This window comes from Mycolicibacterium thermoresistibile (genome assembly GCF_900187065.1).
GTDB lineage: Bacteria > Actinomycetota > Actinomycetes > Mycobacteriales > Mycobacteriaceae > Mycobacterium > Mycobacterium thermoresistibile.
On sequence record NZ_LT906483.1, the window covers coordinates 3,943,571 to 3,964,661 of the forward strand.

The window sequence follows — 21,091 nt, forward strand, 5'->3', positions numbered from 1 at the left end:
CCGTTATTCGGCGCTATTCGGCCTGGTACTGCTCCAACGCCGCTTCCATGGCCGCCAGCCGGCGCAGGGTGATCGCGTCGTCGTGGCCGGCCGCAATCCTCGCCTTCACGTCGACGATCTCCTCGGCCAGCCGCTGGGCCGCCTCTGAGCGGGTCAACAGGTCCTGATCGGCCCAGTCGTCATGGGGTATCCGCTCCCTGGGGTCCATCAGCGCCTCCTTGCCACGGTTGAGTTCCCACACCACCGAACGGTATAGTCAGTTAATCAGAATCTGTTCAATTGTTCTGCCATGAAGACTAACAGCCGGAAGGCGGGGATGAAACGATGCCACTGCAACCGTCGATGAAGCTTCTCTCGGTGGACGACCACCTCATCGAACCGCCACACGTGTGGACCGACCGACTGCCCAAGAAGTACCTACAGGACGGGCCGCGGATCGTCGAGTTCCCGCGAGAGGGCAAGCCGCCGACGCACCAGTGGGTCTACGAGGGCCGCGCGTACCCCAACATCGGGCTCAACGCCGTCGCCGGTAAGCGACCCGAGGAGTTCGGCGTGGACCCGGTGCGCTACGACGAGATGATCCCCGGCTGCTACGACCCCAAGGCCCGCCTGCAGGACATGGACATCGACGGCGTGCATGCGATGCTGTGCTTCCCGTCGTTCCCGCGGTTCTGCGGCACGGTGTTCCTCGAGGGCAACGACAAGGACCTGGCGCTGCTGTGCGTGCAGGCCTGGAACGACTTCTCGATCGACGAGTGGTGCGCCACCGATCCGGCCCGGTTCATCCCGATGATGATCACGCCGCTGTGGGATACCGCGTTGATCGTCAAGGAGATCGAACGCATGGCCGCCAAGGGCTGCCGCGCCGTCGGCCTGCCCGACAACCCGATGAACCTCGGCCTGCCGAGCTTCCACACCCCGCACTGGGACCCGGTGTGGTCTGCCCTGGAGGAGACCAACCTGACTGCGGTCATGCACTTCGGCTCCGGCGGCATGCCGCCCTCCACCGCACCCGAGGCGCCCTTCGCCGTCATGGTGACGCTGATGGGCACGACGTCGATGTCGGCGGCGGTCGAGTTGATCTTCTCGCCGGTCTTCCACAAGCACCCGAACCTGAAGGTCGCGTTCTCCGAGGGCGGCGTCGGCTGGATGCCCTACATCATCGAGCGGGCGGACTACGTCTGGCGCAAGCACAAGTACTACCAGAACATCCACCCGACGATCGCACCGTCGGAGCTGTTCCGCCGCAACATCTCCGGCTGCTTCATCGAGGACGAGGTCGGCATCGGGCTGCGGCACCAGATCGGCATCGACAACATCACCTGGGAGTGCGACTACCCGCACTCCGACTCGTTCTGGCCGAAGAGCCGGGCGCGCGCCGAGGAGATGCTGGCCGACGTGCCCGACGAGGACGCCCACAAGATCGTCGAACTCAACACCCGCCGGTGGTACGCGTTCCCGGAGGAGGGGTTCAAGTCCTGCACGGCCGACTCCGGCTGGCGGCCCAACGACGGCAACCCGCCGGAGTACGACTACGACGCCGTGATGTCCGACCACGGCGGCGTCGGATACGGCGCGTTCATCCAGAACCTCGCCGACCAGATGGCCAACAAGGAGTAGCTCAGCGGATTCCCGCGGCCGTCATCCAGTCCTCAACGACCAGGATCCGCCCGGACGAGGCGAGCGTGACGTACAGCCTCGTCTCGTCCGGGCTGAGCGTCATGTTCGTGGTCATCGGGTCGTCCGCCTCGATGGCACCGAGCAACTCGCCCGCGGCGGAGAAGACCGTCACCCCACCGGTACCCAACGTCGCCACCAGGATCCGGCCCGCGCTGTCGACGCACAGGCCGTCGGCGCCACCGACGTTCAGCGGTCCCCCGCTGGGCACCGTCGCCAGCCCGCGCGCCGAGCCGATGACGCCGGGCTCGTCCAGGCCGAACTCCCAGATTCGGCGCGTCCTGGTCTCGGCGACATACAGTTTCGACTCGTCGGGTGACAGCGCCACGCCGTTGGGCATCTCCAGCGGATACACGATCTCGCGCAGGACGCCGTCCAGGCCTGCGTACAGCAGCCCGGTCATCTCTCGGCTGCGGCCCCTGATCGTGCCCCCGTCGGTGACGTAGTAACCACCCGACGAGTCCACGCACACGTCGCTCGGCCGCACCAGCGGCAACCGCTGGCCGTTGCGTGCGATGAATTCTGTTGTCAGCGTTTCGATCCTGCCGTCGGCGTCGATGACCTGCAACTGGGGCGTCAGCGGTGCGGTCGCGGGTCCGATCGGCCGGAACAGCTTCGTTGCTCCGGGAAGGTCGTAGGGCCACGACCCGACGCCGAACGTGGATCCGCCGTTCTGGCAGACGACCAGGCGGCCGTCGGGCAGCCGAGCGATCCCGTTCGGCCCGCCGCCGGTGTCGGCGACTTTCTCCGTCGTGCCGTCCGGTCGCACCCGAGTGATGCATCCGCCCGCGATCTCGGAAACCAGCACCGAGCCGTCCGCCTCCGCGATCGGACTCTCCGGAAACGCCAATCCCTGCGCAAGAATCATGACCGTCTCTCCCACCAGGAGTGGAACACCTTGTCGGACAGTGGAATATCGCCGACGCCGATCTGGCTCGCGGGCCAGTTCGCCGCTGGCTGGCGCAGCGGCGACTCGCGGTGGCCGACGCCGTACCACAACCGGTGCCTGCGGTGACTGAACAGCCAGCGGCCGTCCCGGCGCTCGTAACGATCGTCGTACCTGATGAGCTGCTCGACGAAACCGTCGGCCTCGGTCTGGGCGAAACAGTGCGCCCACACCTGCCCGTGGGCCCGGGCGTCGTCGTCGAAATCGATCAGATGGTTCGCGACCAGGATCACCGTGAACAGCGCCCCGTCCAGACTCTGGGTCGTCAGCCGGCGCAACGCGTCGGGACCGCTGCCGAATTCGCCGAAGCGGGCGTCGGGCGAGAACAGGTCGACCATCGCGTCGACGTCCCGCGCCTGCAGCGCGGCCGCGTACCGGTAGGCGAGCTGACGAATCTCGTCACGCGCCACCAGCAGTGCGACCGGGTCGGGCTGCGTCATCAGCCTCCCGTCACGAAGATGTCCTGGCCGGTGATCGCCGACGCGGCATCGGATGCGAGCCAGAGGGAGACGTCGGCGACCTCCTCCGGGCTGATCAGCCTGCCGAGCTTGGTCGAGCGGGCCAGCCCGCTGAGCACCTCGTCCGGGCTCACCCCGTCGGCGGCAGCCCTCCGCGCGACGTACCGGTCGAGCAGTTCGCCCTCCACGCTGCCGACCACCAGCGTGTTGACCCGGATCCCGGTCCCGCCGACCTCGAGCGCGAGCGTCTGTCCGAGTGCGCTCAGCGCCAGCTTCGCCGCGGCGTAGTGGGCCTTGCCCGGCGCGACGTTGCGGGCCGCCGCCGACGACAGGAACTGGATGTTGCCACTGCCCGCCGGAATCATCGCCTGACACAGCGCCTCTCGCGACAACACCATCGGTGCGACGAGATTGGTTGCCAGCACCTGGTTCCAGTTGTCGACGGTGGCCTCGGCGACCGACTGGTCGCTGCCCGGCACCGCGGCGTTGTTGACCAGCACGTCGAGGCGCCCCCATCGCGCCACCGTCGCGGCCACCGCGTCAGCACACTGTGTCTCGTCACGAATGTCGGCGACCAGCACCAGGGCCTCGCCGCCCGCCTCGGTGACCGCCGCGGCGGTCACGTTCAGTTCGTCGCGACGCCGCGCGACCAGCGCCACCCGCGCTCCGCGCTGCGCATAGCGACGCGCCAGCACACGGCCTATCCCGCCGCTGGCGCCGGTGATCAGCGCGACGGAGTCGGAGAGCACAACACAACGAGAGCACAATGTCTGTACTATTGTCCAGTGGCTGAATGCGGCATCGACCGTGTCGTCTCCGACTGGATCTCGGCCAACATCGGGCCGGTCCGCAGCATCGAACGCCATCAGCGTTGGCGGCCCGCGTGGTTCGTCACAGCTGAACGCGACGGCCGGGAGATCGGACTCTACGTGCGGGGCGACCGCGAGGGATTCGGCTTCGCGGGGGTCAAGGTCGAGGCGCAGATCTACCGGGTCCTCGAGGAGCATCAGATCTCCGTCCCGCACGTCTACGGAGAGATCGACGAAGCCTCGGCGATCGTGCTGGACCTGTTGCCGGGAGCGCCGAATCCCTGCCAGGCCAACGATCCTGCCGAGGTCGACGCGGTGATGGACTCCTACGTCGACGCGCTGGTGCGCACCCACGCCATCGAACCGGCGGCGTTCGCCGGGCTGGCGGTCCCCGACGGTCCGCGCGCACTCGCACTGGACAACTTCGAGACGTTCGTGGCCCGCTATCGGGAGTTCAAGCAGCGCCCGGAACCGTTGCTGGAGTTCGCGATCGGATGGCTGCGGCGCAACGCGCCGGCCCACCGGTCCGCCGCGTCGTTCGTTCTCGGAGACACCGGGCAGTACATGTACGCCGACGGCCGGATCACCGGCCTGATCGACGTCGAGCTCGCGCACATCGGCGACGTCGCCCACGACCTCGCGGGTCTGCGACTGCGCAACGCGACCGAGCCGATGGGCGACCTCGGCCGGGTGTTGCGGCGCTACCAGCAGGTCTCGGGCACGCCGCTGGACCGCGCCGCCATCGAGTTCCACACCGCCAAGTTCGCGCTGTGCACGCCGCTCGGCATCACGATCGTGCTGCACCTGGACCTGCCGCTGACCGACATCGTCCAGTACATCGAGTGGTTCCACCAGCTTTCGCTGCACGCGATCGAGTCGATCGCCCGGCAGGCAGGCGTCGAGTTGTCCGCGGTGTCGCTGCCCGAGCCGCAGCCCACGCCCTACCCCGGCGCCGTCGCCGGCCTGGCGTCGATGGTGGAGTCCCTCCAGGTGCCTGCCGGTATCGCCGAGTACGAGCGGTCCTCCGTCGCGCGGGTCGCCCGGTTCAGTCACCGCGTCGCCGAGTACGCGCGCGCCGTCGAGGCCGCCGACCTCGACGACCTCGCGGATCTACTCGGTACCCGGCCCGCCGACCGCGCGGCGGGCGACCAAGCCCTCGAGGAGTTCATCCACACGGCGTCACCCGAGCACGACGCCGCACTGATCACGCTGCTGCACCGCCGGGTGATGCGTCAGCTGCTGATGATGGAGCCGCTGCTGACCGGCGGCCGGATCGTGCACGTCATGCCGCTGGACGAACTGCTCGGCTGACCGGTCAGCGTCCCCGGAACGAGGCCTCGCGCTTCTCGGCGAAGGCCGCCATCCCCTCCGCGACGTCCTCGGTGGACGCCACCTGCTCGACGAGAAGCGCCTCGGTGGCGAAGGCCGCGGCGCGGTCCACGTCGAGCGCCTGGTTGAGCATCGCCTTGGCGGCGGCGATTCCGCGCGTCGCACCCCGAGCGAGGCGCTGCGCCCAGGCCGTCACCTCGGCGGTGAGCTGATCGTCGGGCACCACCTTGTTGACCAACCCGATGCGATGCGCCTCCTGGGCGGTGATCTGCTCGCCGAACATCAGGAGTTCCTTGGCGATGTTGAACGGCACCTTGCGCGCCAGCAGGTAGGCCGCCCCGCCGTCGGGCGCCAGGCCGCGTCGCACGAACAACTCGATCAGCCGCGCGCTTTCGGCCGCGACGATCAGGTCGCACGCCAGCACCATGCTCGCGCCGACGCCTGCCGCGACGCCGTTGAGTCCGCACACGACGGGCTTCTCACAGTCCAGGATCGCCGACACCACGGCCTGCGATCCGGTGCGCAGCCTGCGCGCGGCGTCCCCGGCGATCCGGTCCTGGCTCGGCCGCATCTCAGGGTCGCGCAGGTTGGGGCCGGTGCAGAAGTGCTTGGTGCCCGCGGCGGTGAACACGACGGCGCGGATATCGGGGTCGGCGGACGCACGCTCCAGGTTGTCGATGAGGTCGCGCTGCATCGCCCGGGTCACGGAGTTGCCGACATCCGGGCGGTCCAGCACCAGCCAGCGCACCCCGTCCTCGGTGCGCGCGGACAGTCCGGTGGCGCTCACAACCGGATCTGCACGCTCGCCGGACCGCGCACCGAATTGGTGTGCACGTACTCGACAGCGTCCTCGTCGATGTCCCACGTCGGGAACCGCGCCAACGTCTCCTCGAGGGCGACCCTGGCCTCCAGGCGGGCCAGCGCCGCGCCGAGGCAGAAGTGCGCTCCGTGGCCGAAGCTGACGTGCCGGATGCCGGTGCGGGTGACGTCGAAGACGTCGGGGTTCGGGTACTGGCGTTCGTCCCGGCCTGCCGAGCCGGTCAGCAACGCGACCTTCGTCCCCGCCGGGATCACGGTGCCGTGATAGGTGGCGTCGCGCACGGCGAAGCGGCCCTGCACCGGTGACGGCGCCTCGTAGCGCAGCAGTTCCTCGACAGCGCCGGGGATCAAGCTCGGGTTGTCGACGAGCTTGGCCCGCTGCTCCGGGAACCGCGCCAACGTCACCGCAGCCCAACCGAGCAACCGGGCCACGGTCTCGTTGCCCGCGACGTTGATCAGCGCGATGAACATCAGCAGCTCGCCGTCGTCGAGTCGACGGGTCGGCTTGCCCGGCTGCACCAGGTCGGAGTCCATCAGCTGGCTGACGATGTCGTCGGCGCGCTCGGCCCGCCGGCTCGCCACCTGATCCCGGTAGTAGGCGAAGAGCTTCTCACCGGCCTGCCTGCCGACCTCGCTGAGCTCGGTGCTGCCCTCCTCGCGGTACAGCTGCAGGTCCGACCACTCCCGCAGGTTGTCGTGGTCCTCCTCCGGGAAGCCCAGCAACGAGCTGATCACCATGACGGGCAGCTTCATCGAGAAGTCCCGAACGTAGTCGAAGCCGCCGCTGCCGACGAACGGGTCGAGATACCCACGGCACAGCATCCGGATCCGGTCCTCCAACTCCGCGACCTTGCTACGGAAGAAGGTGCGGTTGACCATCTTTCGCATCGCCGTGTGGTCGGGCGGATCCATCATGATCATCGCCTTGGGCGACGGCCACGGGTCCGGGGTGATGGCGTCGAGGGTGATCCCGTGCTCAGACGAGAAGGTCTCGGTGTCCAAGGAGGCCGACAGCACATCGTCGAACCGGCTCAACGCGTAGAAGTCGTGCTGCTCGTTGTAATACACGGGCGCCTCGTCGCGCAGCCGCCGCCACACGTCGTAGGGATTCTTGTGCAGGGCACGGTCGAACGGATCCCAGCGCAGTTCCGCTGTCACCATCGGCTGGTCCTTTCCTGGAGTGAGCAGACGCTAAACAATGGTACACTCCGCGTTATTCTGTACAACAGTGAAGCTATACAACAGAGACGGTAATCGTTAAGGAGGTTGGGCAGGTTGGAAACGCGGACCCTGGAACATGTCATCTACGAGAAGGACGGCCCGATCGCCCGGATCATCCTCAACAACCCCGACCGCGCCAACGCCCAGACCTCCGAAATGGTGCACAGCGTCAACACCGCACTCGACGACGCGCAGTACGACTATGACATCAAGGTCGTGATCATCAAGGCCAACGGCAAGGGCTTCTGCTCGGGCCACATTCCCGACGGCAGCTATCCGGAGTTCAAGGCCGAGATCGAGGCGTCGGGCAAGGTGTGGCGCTCGGCCGCCCAGCTGTTCCTGTGGCCGGTGCTGAAGCTGTGGGAGTTCCCCAAGCCGGTCATCGCCCAGGTCCACGGTTATGCCATCGGGGGCGGCACCACATGGGCGCTGATACCCGAGATCACCGTCTGCTCGGAAGACGCCTGGTTCCAGATGCCGCTGGTCCCGGGGTTCGGGCTGCCCGGCTCCGAGACGATGTTCGAGCCGTGGGTGTTCATGAACTACAAGCGCGCCGCCGAGTACCTGTACACCGCGCAGAAGATCACCGCCCAGCAGGCCCTCGAATTCGGCCTGGTGAACCGCGTGGTGCCCGCCGACGAGCTGGAGAGCACGGTCGAGGAGTTGGCCGCCAAGATCGCCAAGGCGCCGCTGATCACGCTGCAGGCCACCAAGGCCGGCATCCTGCGGGCCTGGGAGACCATGGGCTTTCGCACCCACCAGCAGGCCAGCAACGACCTGCAGGCGGTGGTCACCGGCTCCAGGGAGTTCCAGGAGTACATGGCGGAGCTGATGAAGCGGGCGTCCAAGCCGGCCGATCGGGTCTGACATGCCGCTGACCCCGATCGTCCGGTTCGGCGGCGCAGAACACGTCGAGCAGCTGCGGGCGTCGGTGCGCTCCTGGCTGGCCGACAACCTGCCCGACGAGTTCCGCCGCACCGCGGCCAATCCCGACTACCTGCCGCGGGAGGGCCATGAGCGCGCGGTGCGGTTCTGCCGCGAGCTGCACGCCCAGGGCTGGTTCGTCCCACACTGGCCCGCGAAGTTCGAGGGCGGCGGACTGGGCGTCGTCGAACAGGTGGTCATCCGGGAGGAGCTCGCCTACGCCGGCGCCCCGCTGGTCAACACCAACGGCGTGAACATGCTGGCGCCGGTGCTGTTTCGGTTCGGCACCCCGGAGCAACAGCAAGAGCACCTGCCCCTGATCGCACGGTCGGAACGGATGTGGGCCCAGGGTTACTCGGAACCGGAGGCCGGGTCCGATCTGGCGTCGCTGCGGATGACCGCACGCCGCGACGGCGACCACTACGTGCTCAACGGCCAGAAGACCTGGACCAGCAACGGCGTGCTGGCCGACTGGATCTTCGTGCTCGCGCGTACCTCCCCGGTGAGCGGGAAACGGCAGCAGGGCATCTCGTTCTTCCTCGTCGACCTGTCCAGCCCGGGCATCACCCGGCGCCCCATCAGGTCGATGACGGGCTATCCGACGTTCGCCGAGGAGTTCTTCGACGACGTGCGCGTGCCGGCGAAGAACCTGGTCGGCGCGGAGGGCGACGGTTGGAAGGTCGCCAAGGCCCTGCTGAACGCCGAGCGGTCGAACGTGACCCGCGCCGCGCAGGCGCAGCGCTTCCTCGACGAGCTCGTCGACTGGTGTCACGCACAGCGCGGCAAGCCCCATGACCCGCTGGCGGATCCGACCAACCGGCTGGCCTTGGCGCGGGCGGTCGAGCGGGTCGAGGTGGGCCGCATCCTGTCGTACCGGATCGCGCATCTGCAGGCGGCGGGTTCGCTCGACCCGACCCTGCCGTCGCTGTCCAAGCTGTACCACTCCGAGCTCACGGCCGAGCTGCGTGCGCTCGGCGCGCAGATCCTGGGCCCGGCCGGGGCGTTGATGCCCGACGATCCGGAGGCGGTGCTGCACGGCCACTTCTCCGACGGGCTGCTGCTGTCGCTGCTGCACACGATCGGCGGCGGCACCAGCGAGATTCAGCGGGACCTGATCTCTACCAGCGGTCTCGGGCTGCCGCGCTAGCGGAGCGCTGTTGGGCCACCGTGGCCATCGCCAGCTCCAGCGGATGGAAGGCCGCCAACTGCGCGGCCTCCACCGAGTTGATCAGCCGTTTGGTCATCTCCACCGCCCCGGCATCGGCCGATGCCAGCTCGTCGAGGAGCGCGAGTGCGACCTCGACGGCCGAGCCGAGCTCGGCGAGTTCGGTGACCAACCCCGCCTGCGCGGCGTCGGGCGCGGCAAGCCGACTGCCCCGCAACAACAGTGCCGAGGCTCGCTGCCTGCCGAGCTGGTGGGTCAACCGCCACGCCAGGCCGCCGTCCGGGACGACGGCCCGGGCGACGAACGGGGCGCTGAAGAACGCGTCGGAGGCGGCGACCACGAGATCGCACGCCAGCGCCAGGCTCCAGCCCAGCCCCACCGCGGCGCCCTCCACCGCCGCCACGGTGGGCACCGGGACCGCCTTGAGCTGTTCCATCACCCGCTGGGCGTGTTCGACCCGGCCGGCGGGTCCGAGCGGGCCGGCGCCGTGCGCCGGCCCGGTCTTCAGATCACCGCCGGCAGAGAAGAACCCGCCCGCGCCGGCCACCACGACGCCGCGCACGTCGGGATCCTCGGCCAGCACCGCCAGATGCTCGGACAGCTCGGTCCACGATTCGTAGCGCAGGGCGTTGCGCTGCGCCGCACGGTTGAGCCACAGCAGCGCGACCGCGCCGCGGTCCTCGCGCAGCACCAGCGGTGCATCGGCGGTCACCGGTTGAGGAACCTCTCGATCGCGGCCCGGTGCTCCGGTGTGGTGAAGCACTCCGTCTCCGCGGAGATCCCGTAGTCGAGAATCGCCGTCACCGCGCGCTCGGCGTGCAGGTTCAGCGTGCGCTTGGTGTCCTGGACCGCACGCGCGGGCAGCGCCGCGAGCCGGTGCGCCAGCGCCAGCCCCTCCTGCTTGACCGAGTCGTGCGGCACCACCCGGTTGGCCAGCCCGAGCTCGACGGCCTTGGCCGCCGGAATGCGTTCGCCGAGCAGGAGATACTCCTTCGCCTTCATCAGGCTCATCATCAGCGGCCACAGCACCGAACCGCCGTCGCCGGCGACCAGGCCGGAGGCGACATGGGTGTCGGCCAGGAACGCACGGTCGGACATCAACGTGATGTCACACAACACCGCGATGCTGCAACCGAATCCGACGGCGGGGCCGTTCACCGCGGCCACGATCGGCAGCGGGAAGTCGACCATGTCGCGCACGATCCGGCGGGCGTCGCGCATGCCCTCGCGCCGGGTGACCGGGTTGTTGACGTGGGTCTCCAGCCACTCCACCAGGTTGCCGCCCGCCGAGAAGTAGTCCCCGGTGCCGGTGATGAGCACCGCGCGGGCGTCCGGGTCCTCCCCCAGCTTGCTCCACAGCCGGGCGAAGGCGCCGTGCATCGCGTTGTTGACCGCGTTGGCGTCACCGGGGTTGTTGAGGGTGACGATCCGGACGGGACCGTCGTTGGCCACCAGGATCTCGTCGCATCCGGTGAGTTCCGATGTGCCGGTGGGAAGTTCGGTCATCGCAGCGCCCCCGCCAGTCGCCCGTTGATGATCTCCTCGGCTTCGGAAACCATCCGCGACACCAGTTCGCCGACGGTCGGGATGTCGTTGATCAGCCCCATCGCCGTGCCGATCCACCAGATGCCGGCCTCCAGGTCGCCCGTCTCGTACACCTTGGCCCCGCGCTTGCCGGACACCAGGTGCGCGACGTCCTCGAACTTGCCTCCCTTGTCCAGGATTTCGACGACCTCGCGCGACACCGAGTTGCTGGCCACCCGTCCGGTGTTGCGCAGCGGGCGGAAGATCAGCTCGGTGTCCAGTTCGCTGCCCGCTACGATCGCCTCCTTGACCTTCTGGTGGATCGGCGACTCCACGGTGCACATGAACCGCGAGCCCATGTTGATGCCGTCGGCGCCCAGCGCCAGCGCCGCCACCAGACCCCGCGCGTCGGCGAACCCGCCCGAAGCGATCATCGGGACCGTGATCTTGGCCGCCGCCGCCGGAATCAACACCAGCCCCGGGATGTCGTCCTCACCCGGATGGCCGGCGCACTCGAACCCGTCGATGCTGATGCCGTCCACACCGAGTTCCTGCGCCTTGACCGCGTGGCGCACCGAGGTGCACTTGTGCAGCACCTTGACCCCGTGCTCGTGGAACATCGGCAGGTGCGGCGCGGGGTTCGAGCCGGCGGTCTCGACGATCTTGATGCCCGACTCGACGATCACCTGCCGGTACTCGTCGTACGGCGGCGGGTTGATCGTCGGCAGGATGGTGAGATTCACGCCGAACGGCTTGTCGGTCAGCTCGCGGCAGCGCGCGATCTCCTTGGCCAGATCCTCCGGCGTCGGCTGGGTGAGCGCCGTGATGAACCCCAGCGCTCCCGCGTTCGCCACCGCCGCGACGAGTTCCGCACGGCCGACCCACTGCATCCCGCCCTGGACGATCGGATGCTCGATTCCGAAGGCCTCAGTGAACCTGGTCTTGATCAACGGCTGTCATTCCTTTCCGGAGTCAGGCGGCATCCACTGCGGCCTGCGGGTCTGGACGAACGCGTCGCGGTCGGAGCTCACCGACCAACGCGGTGGACGTTTTTCGAGGAAGGCGGAGAAGGCCTCGATCTGTTCGGAGGTTCCGATCGACGACCAGTAGCCGCTGACGTCGACGGCCGGCAGGGCGCGGGCCATCTCGCGTTTCACCGCGGCCCGCGCCGCGGGGCCGGTGTTGCGGACCCGGTCCAGCAGCGCCTGTGTCTCCGCGGCCAGCGTGTCATGGGGCACCACCTTGCCGACCAGTCCGAGGCGCTCGGCCTCGGCGGCGTCGATCCAGTCGTTTCCATAGATCAGGTGGTTGGCCCGCAGCGTGCCGATGCGTTGCGGTAGACGGGCGGCGACGAACGCCTCGTACACCCCGCGGGTCAGGTCGGGCACCCGCATCCGGGCCTTGTCCGACGCCACGACGAGGTCGGCGAACAACGTCATCACCAGTCCCCCACCCATGGCGATGCCGTTGACCGCACACACCACGATCTTGGGGATCTTGCCCAGCACCTCGAACGGTGTCGCGTCGTAGGCCTCGGTGAACGCATCCCAGGTGCGGTCGGGATTGCCCGCCCCGCTCATGTCGCCGCCGGCGCAGAACACGTCACCGGTTCCGGTGATGACCAGGAACTGCAGGCCCGGCTCGTCGGCGACGATCATCGCGGCGCGCTTGATCCCGTGGTAGCCGTCGACGGTGACGGCATTGCGTTTCTCCGGTCGGTTGATGGTGACCGTCAGTGTGTCACCGTGGATTTCGCCGGTCAGCTCCGGTGCGCCGAGATCAACTGTCAGCGACTCGGGCAGACCGGTCATGCGATCACGGCGACCAGTTCGCCGACACTGTAGGTGCCGCCCACCTCGACCTTCCAGGTCACCACGCCGGACGCCGGCGCCTCGATGTCCATCTCGACCTTGTCCGTGGCGATGGCGTACAGCGGGTCACCCTCGGTGACCGTGCCACCGTCGGGGACGTGGACAGCGGTCAGCTCGGCCTCCGTAATCGCGTCGCCCGGCTTGGGAATACGCACCTCGGTCACATGATCCTCCTGACGGCATCACTGAGCTTTGTGGCATCTGGGCGGCAGGCCGCCTCCAGCGTGGCGGCCCTCGGCACCGGGGTGTAGGTGCCCGCGACGCGTTGAATCGGCGCCGCAAGCTCTGCGAACAGTTCGGTACCGACGGCTGCGGCGATCTCGGCACCGGGACCGCAGAAGCCGACCGATTCGTGTGCGACGACCAGGCGCTTGGTCTTGCGCACCGAGTCGAGCACGGTCTGCAGGTCCAGCGGAACCAACGTCCTCAGATCGACTACCTCGACAGAGACACCCTCGCCCGCAAGGGTTTTCGCTGCTTCCAGCGCGGCATGCACCAACACGCCGTAGGTGCAGATGGTGACGTCGCTGCCGACCCGCTTGACATCGGCCTGGCCGAGCGGGATCACGTAGTCGGCTACCGGAACCGGCCCCTTGCCGCCGCCGTAGTACAGCTTCATCGATTCGATGAACAGGCACGGGTCGTCCTCACGCAGGCACGCGTTGAGCAGGCCGGCGGCATCTGCGGCGGTGCTGGGCCAGACGACCTTGAGTCCCGGGGTGTGCATGGCCCATGCCTCGAGAGCCTGGGAGTGCTGCGCCCCGGCGGCGGTCCCCACCATCGTGCGGATCACCAGCGGCGCGCCGCGGCGCCCGCCCGACATGTAGCGCACCTTGGCGACATGGTTGGCGATCTGGTCCATCGCCACCCCGAGAAAATCCATGAACATCAACTCGGCGACGGGCCGCAGACCTGCCAGCGAGGCCCCCAGCGCGGCGCCGATGATCGACGACTCCGCGATCGGGGTGTCGCGGACCCGCTCTTCGCCGTACTTGGCCGACAGTCCCGCGGTGATCTTGAACATGCCGCCACCGGAGCGGTCACCGATGTCCTCGCCCAGCAGGATGATCGAATCGTCGGCGGCCATCGCCCGGTCCAGCGTGCGGTGGATCGCCTGCACCAGCCCGAGTTCCTCGGTCTCCCCCTCGGGCAGCGCGACCCGCGGGACGGTGCCGTCGGCCAACTCGGTCCCGTTGCCCGTGAACACGTCACCGGTGAGCTCTTCGGGGCCGAGCGGTTCGGCGTCGCGCGCCGCGGCGAACGCGGCGTCGACCTGCGCCGCCAGCTCGGCGTCGATCTGGTCGAGGGTCGCCGCGGTGGCTATCCCCTCGTCGATCAGGCGCCGCCGGTAGCGGTCGAACGGCGGGTCGGCGCGCTTGGCCGCCAGCTCGTCGGGGTCGGCGTAGGCCATGGTGTCGCCGAAGTAGTGACCCTGCAACCGGTAGGCGAGGGCCTCCACGAACGTCGGACCGCCGCCCGATCGGGCGCGCGTGACGGCCTCGGCCACGGCGTCGTGCACGGCGCGTGGATCGGTGCCGTCGACCGTGACACCCGGCATGCCGTAGCCCTGCGCGCGGTCGGACAGTCTGGCGGTGCGGGTGTAACGCTCCATCGCGGTGCACTCCGCCCACGCGTTGTTCTGGCAGAAGAACACCACCGGCAGGTTCCACAGCGCCGCCATGTTCATCGCCTCGTGGACGTAGCCGATGCTGGTGGCGCCGTCACCGAAGCTGACCAGCACCACCTGCCCCGTGCCGCGGATCGAGGCGGCTAACGCGATACCGTTGGCGAACAGCGGCCCCGCGCCGACGATGCCCGTCGTCCACGCGATGCCGTGGTCGGGGTCGGAGATGCCCATGGCACCCGCCTTGCCCCGCGACAGCCCGGTCCTGCGGCCGAGGATCTCGCCGAAATAGCCGGCCAGGTCGATGCCCTTGGCGACGACGTCACCGAGGCCGCGGTAGGTACTGACCAACTGGTCGCCGTCGGACAGCGCCAGCGCGGCACCGGCCGACATCGCCTCCTGACCGGTCACCGGCCAGTAGCTCATCGCAATCTCGCCCGAGGACAGACCTTTCCGAACCCGCGCATCCGCGTGATGCACCTTGCTCATCAAGCGGTACAACGCGATCGCGCGATCGTTGGCCGATGTCGGTGCCTCGACGTCCAACTGGGTGGCCATTGAGTCTCCTTGCCCGCGCACTACGGCTGCGGCGATTCTACAACATGACGAATTGTGTTCAATCGTTCCACTTACCGATGCCCTTCAGCTGCGCACCGAACAGCGCCTGGTCGAAGTAGCAGCGCTCCAGCACCAACCCCGCGCCGTCGAAGCCGAAGACGTTCATGCTCAGCATGTCGAAGTCGGTGCCCGGACACGTCGTTCGGGTCTCCACCGCGAGCCCGTCGGGACCGTGGTAGATGGCCTCCGCCGTGTACCGCAACCGCGGCAGCTCCGTCCACTGGCGCAGGACCATCTGCCGGACCGCGGCGTCACCGTCGTAAACGGTTCCGCTGGGCACGATTTCGTACCGCGGGTGGGTGAAGGTGGCCATGATGGCCTCCAGGTCACGGTCGTTCTCACCCGCGACATGACGCAACACGATCTCCTCGCGGATCCGGCGCAGTTCGGCGTCGCTCATCGGGGCTCGAACACCGGAAGGTTGCGCCCGTCGTCCAGCCGCAGCCAGGTCAGCGACACCTGGTCCCCCACCGACGGCGGCGGCCCGAACACGTTGGACATGATCCGGGCGCCCTCGTCCAGGTCGACCAGCACAACCGAGTACGGCACCCGCTCGGCGAACGCCGGATGCGCGGGCCGGTGGTGGATGCTGACCGCGTAGACGACGCCCTGGCCGGACAGCTGCTCCCACTCCAGCGAGAACCCGCCGCAGCGCGGGCACACGTGCCGCGGGTACCACACCAGGTGTCGGCACGCGGTGCAGCGCTGCATGACCAGCCGGTGCTTGCGGGTCGCCTCCCAGAACGGTGCGGAGACCGCACTGGGTTCGGGGACCGGCAGGCCGTTGGTGTTGGCCTCGTTGGCGTTAGATTGGTTGCTCACAGCACCGCCTCCGTCCCGAGAATGACCGTCGACGTCGCCGACAGCACGCCGCCGGTGCCGTGCGCCAGCGCGGTCTGGGCGTCGGCCACCTGCCGGTCGCCGCACTCGCCGCGCAGCTGCCGGGTGGCCTCGACCAGCAGGAACGCCCCGAACGCCCCGGGGTGCGTGTAGGACAGCCCGCCCCCGGTGGTCTGGCCGGGCAGCGCGCCGCCCGGTGCCAGCACCCCGTCGCCGACGAACGGTCCGCCCTCACCCTTCTTGCAGAAGCCGAGATCCTCCAGCGCCAGCAGCACGGTGATGGTGAACGAGTCGTACAGTTCGACGACGTCGATGTCGTCGGGCCGCAGCCCGGCGGCTGCGAACGCCGCGGGCCCCGACACCGCACCGGGGGTCACGGTCAGATCGGGCATCTGCGTGATCATCGCGTGCGACGCCGCCGACGCCGCACCCAGCACGTAGACCGGGCGCTCGAGGTGGCGGGCCCGCTCCGCGCTGGTGACCACGATCGCGGCGGCACCGTCGGTGACCAGGCAGCACTCCAGCTTGTGGATGGGTTCAACGACGTAGCCCGAGTTCAGCACGTCGTCGACGGTGATCGGATCGCGTTGATTGGCGCGCGGATTGCGGGTGGCCCACGTCCTGGTGTCGACCGCGATCTGCGCGAGTTGTTCGGCGGTGGTGCCGTAGACCGCCATGTGCCGGTTGGCGGCGAGCGCGTAGGCGCTCAGCGGCAGCATCACGCCGAACGGGGTCTCCCACTCCAGCCGCTCCGGGGTGGCGAACACCCCGAGGCCCTTCTCACCGCGCTTGCGGGCCGCGCGCGGGGTGGACGCGTAGACGATCACCACGGTCTCGGCCAACCCGGCGGCGATGGCGGCGGCGGCGTGCTCGATGTAGAGCCCGTAGCTCGCCCCGCCGGTCTGGGTGGCGTCGGTGAATCGCGGTGAGATGCCGAGGTATTCGGCGAGTTCCACCGAGTGCATCAACGTGCCGCCGGTGCATGTGCACAGCCCGTCGACATCCGACAGCGACAGGCCGGCGTCCGCGAGCGCCGCGGTGATCACCCGGGCCTCGAGTTCTCGCAGCGGCACGTCGATGACGCCGGACGGCGACACCTCGTCGGCGACACCGACGATGGCGGTGCCACCCCGAATGCCGCCAGCACGAATGTTGTTGCTCACGTCGGCTCCTGTTCGAACAGTTCTCGCAGTGCGGGCTGGCTGACCTTCAGCGACGGGGTGCGGGGCAGCTCGTCGAGTACCAGCAGCCGCGCCGGCACCTGGTATCGGGTCAGCCGCTGGCGAAGGAAGTCCAGCAGTTCGTCGGGTTCGGCTTGGGCGCCTCCGGCGAGTTCCACCGCGGCGACCGGCACCGCACCCAGTCGTGGATCGGGCAGGCCGGTCACCCCCGCGTCGCGCACCGCGGGGTGGCTGCGCAACGCGTTGGCGATGTCGGCCGGGGAGATCTTGAAACCGCCCCGGATGATCGCGTCGTCGGTGCGTCCGTCCACGAACAGGAACCCGTCGGAGTCGAGGCGGCCGAGGTCGGTGGTGCGCACCCACTCTCCGCCCCGCGTGCGGACCTCGATCTGCCCCTGGGTACCGGGTGGCAGCTCGGCCCCGTCCTCGGGCGAGACGATGCGCACCTCGCGCCCGCGCTGCGGGCGGCCGACACTGCCCCGCTTGATCTTCGCCCACTCGCGGTGCAGTGCCAGGTTCCAGCCCGCGACGCCGCCCGCGAACTCGGTGGCGCCGTACGAGGGCAGCACCGCGACGTCGTAGCGCTCCTCGAAAGCCTCCTGCAGCTCGACCGGCAGCGGCGCGGTGCCCGAGGTGACGACCTTGACGCTGGAGAAGACCTCCGGCGGCACCCCGGCGTCGAGCACCATCGCCAGCGCCGAGGGCACCAGGCTGACGGCCTTGGGCTGGTGCCGCACCACAAGGTCGACGAAGTCGTCCACCCGGAAACGCTCGAGCAGCGCGATCCGGCGACCCTCGCAGATGTTGAGCAGGGTACGGAACAGCCCGGACATGTGGACCAGCGGCGAGCTAATGATCGCCACGCCGGAGCGCAGCCGGACCTGGCCATTGTCACCGCTGCCGTAGTGCGCCCCAGCGGCGGCGACAGTGTGCTGGAACGCGTTGTAGGACAACGGCACCCGCTTCGGCGGTCCGGTGGTCCCGCTGGTCAGCATCTCGACCGCCACCCCGGGCCGGTCGGGACGGAACGGCCCGGCACCGACGCTCCCGCGACCGGTCACCGTCCGCACCGACGCGGGGTCCGCGGCCACCTCGAGCCCGAGCGCGCCGGCCGCCGCCTCGACGATGTGCGGTCGCCCCCAGTCCGCGCCCAGGCCGATGACCACGGGCAGCCGGAGCTCCTCCAGGTCGGTGGCCAACCGCGCGTCGCCGCTGCTGGCGTTGATGGTGACGACGCAGCCGTTCACGAGCAGCACGCCCAGCAGCGCCGCCACCATCGCCGGATGGTTGCGCAGGATCAGCCCAACCGGGCTGCCCGCGCCCAGTCCCGCTGCCGTCAACCGGGATTCCACCGCGTGGGCAACATGCGCGACGGTCTTCCAGTCTGTCCAGGCGCCCTGGTACTCGACGGCCTCCGCGGACGGATCGAGCGCCAGCACCGCGCGAATGTGTGCGCTGAGGTCTGGCAGCTGACTCAAGCCGACGCTTTCGCGAGTTCGGTCGCCGCCGGGATCACCTCGTCGGCGAACAGCTTCATCGAGTCACGGACCTTGGCGCGATCCATCGCACCGCCACGCGACATGCGCAGCATGATGTTGCGCCAGCCCATGTCGATGACAGTGCGAATCTTCTCGATGATCCGGTCCGGGTTGCCCATCAGCGTGAGGTGCGAGTTGAGCACCTGCTCATAGCTCTGCTTGTCGTGCTTCTCGAACCAGTCGGCGTACGCCTTGTAGTCCGCCGGGATCTCCCCGCCGCGCTCGAACGGGCTGGAGTACTTGCGGTGTGTCTCGATGGACAGCTCGATGCTCTCGCGCGGATAGCTTCTGGCGAACGCGTCGTCCTGATGACAGAACGCGTTCAGCAGCGCCCAGACGTTGCCGGTCGCGGCCTCCAGCCCCTTCTTGGCCTGCGTCTCCAGATACAGGTCCAGCGCGCCCTGCAGGTCCGGGTCAACCTGGTAAGGGTTGCCGATGATGGCGCCGAATCCCTTGTCGGCCAACCATTCGAAGCTCGACGGCGTCTTCATCACCGTGCCCCACACCGGAATCGGGTTCTGCACCGGACGCGGATGGACGGTGACGTCGTGCAACTGCCAGAACTTGCCCTCGTAGGTGACGTTCTCCTGCGTCAGCAACAGGTCAACGATCTCCACGCACTCCTGGTAGCGCGCGGTGGCCTCGTCCATCGGGATGCCGAAGCCCTTGAACTCGTGGGCCTGGTACCCGCGTCCGAAGCCGGCGTCGAACCGGCCACCGCTGAGGTTGTCCACCAGGGCGATTCGCTCAGCGAGCTGAATCGGATCGTGGAACGGCGCAACCATGCACGCGGTGCCGATCCTGATCCGCTCGGTCTTCGCGGCGATGGCCGCGGCGACCAGCGGTAGGTCCGCGAGGGTGCCGTAGGGCGAGAAGTGGTGTTCGGCCAGCCAGATCTCGTCGTAGCCGAACTCCTCCGCCCACTGCGCTTCCTCCAGCACGTTGGCGAGCACCTGCGCATGGCTGAGGTGATTGGGTTTGTCTCCAAGGATGAACACGCCGAACCGCAAGGCGCTACCTCCGTTTCGGAAAAGTAGTTGCAGTTACTGTCACTATATTGCACGATTGAACAAATATCGTCAATCCGTTCTATCGCTGGAGGTCGTGTGACCGCGAGTACGGACCAGCGTCGGGTGCGCGGTCACCGCAACCGCGAAGCACTGATCGCCGCGGCGATCGATCTGTTCACGGTCAACGGATATGAGCAGACCACGGTCGAGCAGATCGCCGAGGCGGCCGGCGTCGCCCCACGCACCTTCTTCCGCCACTTCGCCGCGAAGGAGGACATCCTCTTTCACGGGTATGCCGACCGACTCGCCGAAGCCACCCGCCGATTCCGCGCCGCGCGCAGCGGGTCGTTGTGGAAGGCATTGGCCGAGGCGTCCGAAGCGGTCGCCACGGCCATCGCCGAGAACCCGGGCATCTTCCTGGTCCGGGCGCGGATGTACGGCGAACTTCCGGCGCTGCGCGCCACCATGCTGCGGATCAACGACGACTGGATCGACCAGATGACAACCGAGGTCGCGCGGTGGCTTGGCTCCGACGCCGCGGTCGACGTACGGCCGCGCCTGGCGGCCACCGTGATCAACGGCGCCAACCGCACCGCGATCGACCTGTGGGTGTCCGCCGACGGAAAGGGTGATCTCGTGGAGTTGATGGCCGACGCCGTGCGCCTGGTGCGCCCGACGCTCGATCGGATCGAGCGCGAGTCGCGCACGGTTGCCAACCCGGTGAGGAGGCGCGATGTCGTCTGAGGTGGTGCCCGTCGCGGTCGTGACCGGCGGGGCGCGCGGAATCGGGGAGGCGATCGCCGCGGCGTTGATCGACGCCGGCTACCGCACCGCCGTCATCGACGTCAACGAGAAGGCGATCACGCGGGCCGCGGACTCCGATGCTGCGCGGCAGGGCAAGCTGATCCCGCTGCAGCTCTCGATCACCGACCGGCCCGCCGTCGAGCGGGCGATGGGCGAGCTCGCCGACGCGCACGGGCCCATCCGGGCTCTGGTCAACAACGCCGGCATGACGCTGCCGGGCAGCTTCCTCGACCAGACCGACGAGGACTGGGACCGCATCGTCGACGTCAACCTCAAGGGCACCTTCGTCATGTCGCAGGTGGTGGCCCGCCAGATGGTCGAGGAGCGGACCGGGGCGATCGTCAACATCAGCTCGGTGTCGGCGCACGGTGTGCGCACCGGCCCACCCGCCTACGCCGCCGCCAAGGCGGGTGTGGAGGGGCTCAGCCGGCTGATGGCGGTGCAGTTGGGACCTTCGGGCATCAGGGTCAACACGGTGGTGGTGGGCACCACCGCCACACCGTGGTTGCTGTCCCGCAAGACCGACGAGGAACTCGCCACCATGCGCGAGTCGACACTGCTGGACCGCCTCGGCGAGCCGGAGGACGTCGCCGCGACGGTGGCATTCCTGTGCTCACCGGCGGCCAGGCACGTCACCGGTCAGCTCGTCTCGGTCTCGGGCGGGCAATGGATGCCGTAACGACCACTAGCGGAACGATGAAACATAACCTGATACTCTGTTCAACAGCGTGCG

Annotated in this window: 23 protein-coding genes; 6 read left to right on the forward strand and 17 right to left on the reverse strand. The window is 68.6% G+C overall.

The window, feature by feature from the left end; genetic code table 11:
• Positions 1–13: 13 nt before the first annotated feature.
• Entirely contained in the window at positions 14–241 is a 228-nt protein-coding gene (locus tag CKW28_RS18545) for a hypothetical protein (protein ID WP_003925352.1), read from the reverse strand.
• A gap of 83 nt (positions 242–324) precedes the next feature.
• Here CKW28_RS18545 and CKW28_RS18550 point away from each other — a divergent pair, with 83 nt between their 5' ends.
• Positions 325–1,620, forward strand: a complete 1,296-nt coding sequence (locus CKW28_RS18550) for an amidohydrolase family protein (RefSeq protein ID WP_003925351.1) — start codon at positions 325–327, stop codon at positions 1,618–1,620.
• Position 1,621: 1 nt separating this feature from the next.
• Here CKW28_RS18550 and CKW28_RS18555 read toward each other — a convergent pair whose 3' ends face one another.
• Genes CKW28_RS18555 through CKW28_RS18565 form a run of 3 tightly spaced genes read right to left on the reverse strand, consistent with a single transcriptional unit; the run spans position 1,622 to position 3,830 of the window.
• Positions 1,622–2,560 carry an SMP-30/gluconolactonase/LRE family protein gene (locus tag CKW28_RS18555; RefSeq protein ID WP_234784955.1) on the reverse strand — a complete coding sequence of 313 codons (939 nt, stop codon included), beginning with the start codon at positions 2,558–2,560 and terminating at the stop codon, positions 1,622–1,624.
• The gene (locus CKW28_RS18560) at positions 2,542–3,063 is read right to left on the reverse strand and encodes a nuclear transport factor 2 family protein (protein WP_003925349.1); all 522 of its coding nucleotides are present in this window, start codon (positions 3,061–3,063) and stop codon (positions 2,542–2,544) included. The genes CKW28_RS18555 and CKW28_RS18560 overlap by 19 nt, the downstream gene beginning before the upstream one ends.
• Entirely contained in the window at positions 3,063–3,830 is a 768-nt protein-coding gene (locus tag CKW28_RS18565) for an SDR family NAD(P)-dependent oxidoreductase (RefSeq protein ID WP_003925348.1), read from the reverse strand. Before CKW28_RS18565 ends, CKW28_RS18560 begins: the two co-directional genes overlap by 1 nt.
• Before the next feature lie 36 nt (positions 3,831–3,866).
• Here CKW28_RS18565 and CKW28_RS18570 point away from each other — a divergent pair, with 36 nt between their 5' ends.
• Positions 3,867–5,201, forward strand: coding sequence for a phosphotransferase (locus tag CKW28_RS18570; RefSeq protein WP_003925347.1), 1,335 nt, complete (start codon positions 3,867–3,869; stop codon positions 5,199–5,201).
• A 4-nt stretch (positions 5,202–5,205) separates the two neighbouring features.
• Here the strand turns inward: CKW28_RS18570 and CKW28_RS18575 are convergent, their stop codons facing one another.
• Together CKW28_RS18575 and CKW28_RS18580 are read right to left on the reverse strand one after the other, a co-directional pair.
• Positions 5,206–6,006 (reverse strand): enoyl-CoA hydratase/isomerase family protein, encoded by an 801-nt coding sequence (locus CKW28_RS18575; RefSeq protein ID WP_003925346.1) that lies wholly within the window; start codon positions 6,004–6,006, stop codon positions 5,206–5,208.
• Positions 6,003–7,199: a cytochrome P450 gene (locus CKW28_RS18580; protein WP_003925345.1), complete on the reverse strand. Its 1,197-nt coding sequence runs from the start codon at positions 7,197–7,199 to the stop codon at positions 6,003–6,005. Before CKW28_RS18580 ends, CKW28_RS18575 begins: the two co-directional genes overlap by 4 nt.
• 114 nt (positions 7,200–7,313) lie before the next feature.
• On the opposite strand from CKW28_RS18580, the gene CKW28_RS18585 reads away from it, so the two are divergent.
• Together CKW28_RS18585 and CKW28_RS18590 are read left to right on the forward strand one after the other, a co-directional pair.
• Positions 7,314–8,126: an enoyl-CoA hydratase/isomerase family protein gene (locus CKW28_RS18585; protein ID WP_003925344.1), complete on the forward strand. Its 813-nt coding sequence runs from the start codon at positions 7,314–7,316 to the stop codon at positions 8,124–8,126.
• A gap of 1 nt (position 8,127) precedes the next feature.
• Positions 8,128–9,330: an acyl-CoA dehydrogenase family protein gene (locus CKW28_RS18590; protein WP_003925343.1), complete on the forward strand. Its 1,203-nt coding sequence runs from the start codon at positions 8,128–8,130 to the stop codon at positions 9,328–9,330.
• On the opposite strand, the gene CKW28_RS18595 is transcribed toward CKW28_RS18590, so the two are convergent.
• The 11 genes from CKW28_RS18595 to CKW28_RS18645 are packed head-to-tail and all read right to left on the reverse strand — an operon-like array spanning position 9,302 to position 19,554.
• Positions 9,302–10,060 carry an enoyl-CoA hydratase/isomerase family protein gene (locus tag CKW28_RS18595; RefSeq protein ID WP_003925342.1) on the reverse strand — a complete coding sequence of 253 codons (759 nt, stop codon included), beginning with the start codon at positions 10,058–10,060 and terminating at the stop codon, positions 9,302–9,304. The two genes, CKW28_RS18590 and CKW28_RS18595, sit on opposite strands and share 29 nt — an antisense overlap.
• Positions 10,057–10,854, reverse strand: coding sequence for an enoyl-CoA hydratase/isomerase family protein (locus CKW28_RS18600; RefSeq protein WP_003925341.1), 798 nt, complete (start codon positions 10,852–10,854; stop codon positions 10,057–10,059). The genes CKW28_RS18595 and CKW28_RS18600 overlap by 4 nt, the downstream gene beginning before the upstream one ends.
• Positions 10,851–11,822: an NAD(P)H-dependent flavin oxidoreductase gene (locus CKW28_RS18605; protein WP_003925340.1), complete on the reverse strand. Its 972-nt coding sequence runs from the start codon at positions 11,820–11,822 to the stop codon at positions 10,851–10,853. Before CKW28_RS18605 ends, CKW28_RS18600 begins: the two co-directional genes overlap by 4 nt.
• A gap of 6 nt (positions 11,823–11,828) precedes the next feature.
• Positions 11,829–12,683: an enoyl-CoA hydratase/isomerase family protein gene (locus CKW28_RS18610; RefSeq protein ID WP_003925339.1), complete on the reverse strand. Its 855-nt coding sequence runs from the start codon at positions 12,681–12,683 to the stop codon at positions 11,829–11,831.
• Positions 12,680–12,907: a biotin/lipoyl-containing protein gene (locus CKW28_RS18615; RefSeq protein ID WP_003925338.1), complete on the reverse strand. Its 228-nt coding sequence runs from the start codon at positions 12,905–12,907 to the stop codon at positions 12,680–12,682. The genes CKW28_RS18610 and CKW28_RS18615 overlap by 4 nt, the downstream gene beginning before the upstream one ends.
• Positions 12,904–14,925: an alpha-ketoacid dehydrogenase subunit alpha/beta gene (locus CKW28_RS18620; RefSeq protein ID WP_003925337.1), complete on the reverse strand. Its 2,022-nt coding sequence runs from the start codon at positions 14,923–14,925 to the stop codon at positions 12,904–12,906. The genes CKW28_RS18615 and CKW28_RS18620 overlap by 4 nt, the downstream gene beginning before the upstream one ends.
• Positions 14,926–14,983: 58 nt before the next feature.
• The gene (locus CKW28_RS18625; RefSeq protein ID WP_003925336.1) at positions 14,984–15,385 is read right to left on the reverse strand and encodes a nuclear transport factor 2 family protein; all 402 of its coding nucleotides are present in this window, start codon (positions 15,383–15,385) and stop codon (positions 14,984–14,986) included.
• The gene (locus CKW28_RS18630; protein ID WP_003925335.1) at positions 15,382–15,807 is read right to left on the reverse strand and encodes a Zn-ribbon domain-containing OB-fold protein; all 426 of its coding nucleotides are present in this window, start codon (positions 15,805–15,807) and stop codon (positions 15,382–15,384) included. Before CKW28_RS18630 ends, CKW28_RS18625 begins: the two co-directional genes overlap by 4 nt.
• Complete coding sequence (locus tag CKW28_RS18635) at positions 15,804–16,988, reverse strand: acetyl-CoA acetyltransferase (protein ID WP_003925334.1); 1,185 nt, start codon at positions 16,986–16,988, stop codon at positions 15,804–15,806. The genes CKW28_RS18630 and CKW28_RS18635 overlap by 4 nt, the downstream gene beginning before the upstream one ends.
• On the reverse strand, positions 16,985–18,484 hold the full coding sequence (locus CKW28_RS18640) for a class I adenylate-forming enzyme family protein (RefSeq protein WP_064774569.1): 1,500 nt from the start codon (positions 18,482–18,484) through the stop codon (positions 16,985–16,987). Before CKW28_RS18640 ends, CKW28_RS18635 begins: the two co-directional genes overlap by 4 nt.
• Positions 18,481–19,554, reverse strand: a complete 1,074-nt coding sequence (locus tag CKW28_RS18645; RefSeq protein ID WP_003925332.1) for an LLM class flavin-dependent oxidoreductase — start codon at positions 19,552–19,554, stop codon at positions 18,481–18,483. Before CKW28_RS18645 ends, CKW28_RS18640 begins: the two co-directional genes overlap by 4 nt.
• Before the next feature lie 96 nt (positions 19,555–19,650).
• On the opposite strand from CKW28_RS18645, the gene CKW28_RS18650 reads away from it, so the two are divergent.
• Both CKW28_RS18650 and CKW28_RS18655 read left to right on the forward strand, forming a co-directional pair.
• A complete protein-coding gene (locus tag CKW28_RS18650; RefSeq protein WP_110844406.1) occupies positions 19,651–20,298 on the forward strand; it encodes a TetR/AcrR family transcriptional regulator in 648 nt (215 codons plus the stop codon).
• A complete protein-coding gene (locus CKW28_RS18655; RefSeq protein ID WP_003925330.1) occupies positions 20,288–21,037 on the forward strand; it encodes an SDR family NAD(P)-dependent oxidoreductase in 750 nt (249 codons plus the stop codon). Before CKW28_RS18650 ends, CKW28_RS18655 begins: the two co-directional genes overlap by 11 nt.
• Positions 21,038–21,091 lie beyond the last annotated feature (54 nt).

What these genes read in the sequence shown, in the direction of transcription:
- CKW28_RS18560 (WP_003925349.1), bottom strand. Translation starts at nt 3,063, where the DNA reads ATGACGCAGCCCGACCCGGTCGCACTGCTGGTGGCGCGTGACGAGATT.
- CKW28_RS18550 (WP_003925351.1), top strand. Translation starts at nt 325, where the DNA reads ATGCCACTGCAACCGTCGATGAAGCTTCTCTCGGTGGACGACCACCTC.
- CKW28_RS18620 (WP_003925337.1), bottom strand. Translation starts at nt 14,925, where the DNA reads ATGGCCACCCAGTTGGACGTCGAGGCACCGACATCGGCCAACGATCGC.
- CKW28_RS18625 (WP_003925336.1), bottom strand. Translation starts at nt 15,385, where the DNA reads ATGAGCGACGCCGAACTGCGCCGGATCCGCGAGGAGATCGTGTTGCGT.
- CKW28_RS18610 (WP_003925339.1), bottom strand. Translation starts at nt 12,683, where the DNA reads ATGACCGGTCTGCCCGAGTCGCTGACAGTTGATCTCGGCGCACCGGAG.
- CKW28_RS18655 (WP_003925330.1), top strand. Translation starts at nt 20,288, where the DNA reads ATGTCGTCTGAGGTGGTGCCCGTCGCGGTCGTGACCGGCGGGGCGCGC.
- CKW28_RS18590 (WP_003925343.1), top strand. Translation starts at nt 8,128, where the DNA reads ATGCCGCTGACCCCGATCGTCCGGTTCGGCGGCGCAGAACACGTCGAG.
- CKW28_RS18600 (WP_003925341.1), bottom strand. Translation starts at nt 10,854, where the DNA reads ATGACCGAACTTCCCACCGGCACATCGGAACTCACCGGATGCGACGAG.
- CKW28_RS18580 (WP_003925345.1), bottom strand. Translation starts at nt 7,199, where the DNA reads ATGGTGACAGCGGAACTGCGCTGGGATCCGTTCGACCGTGCCCTGCAC.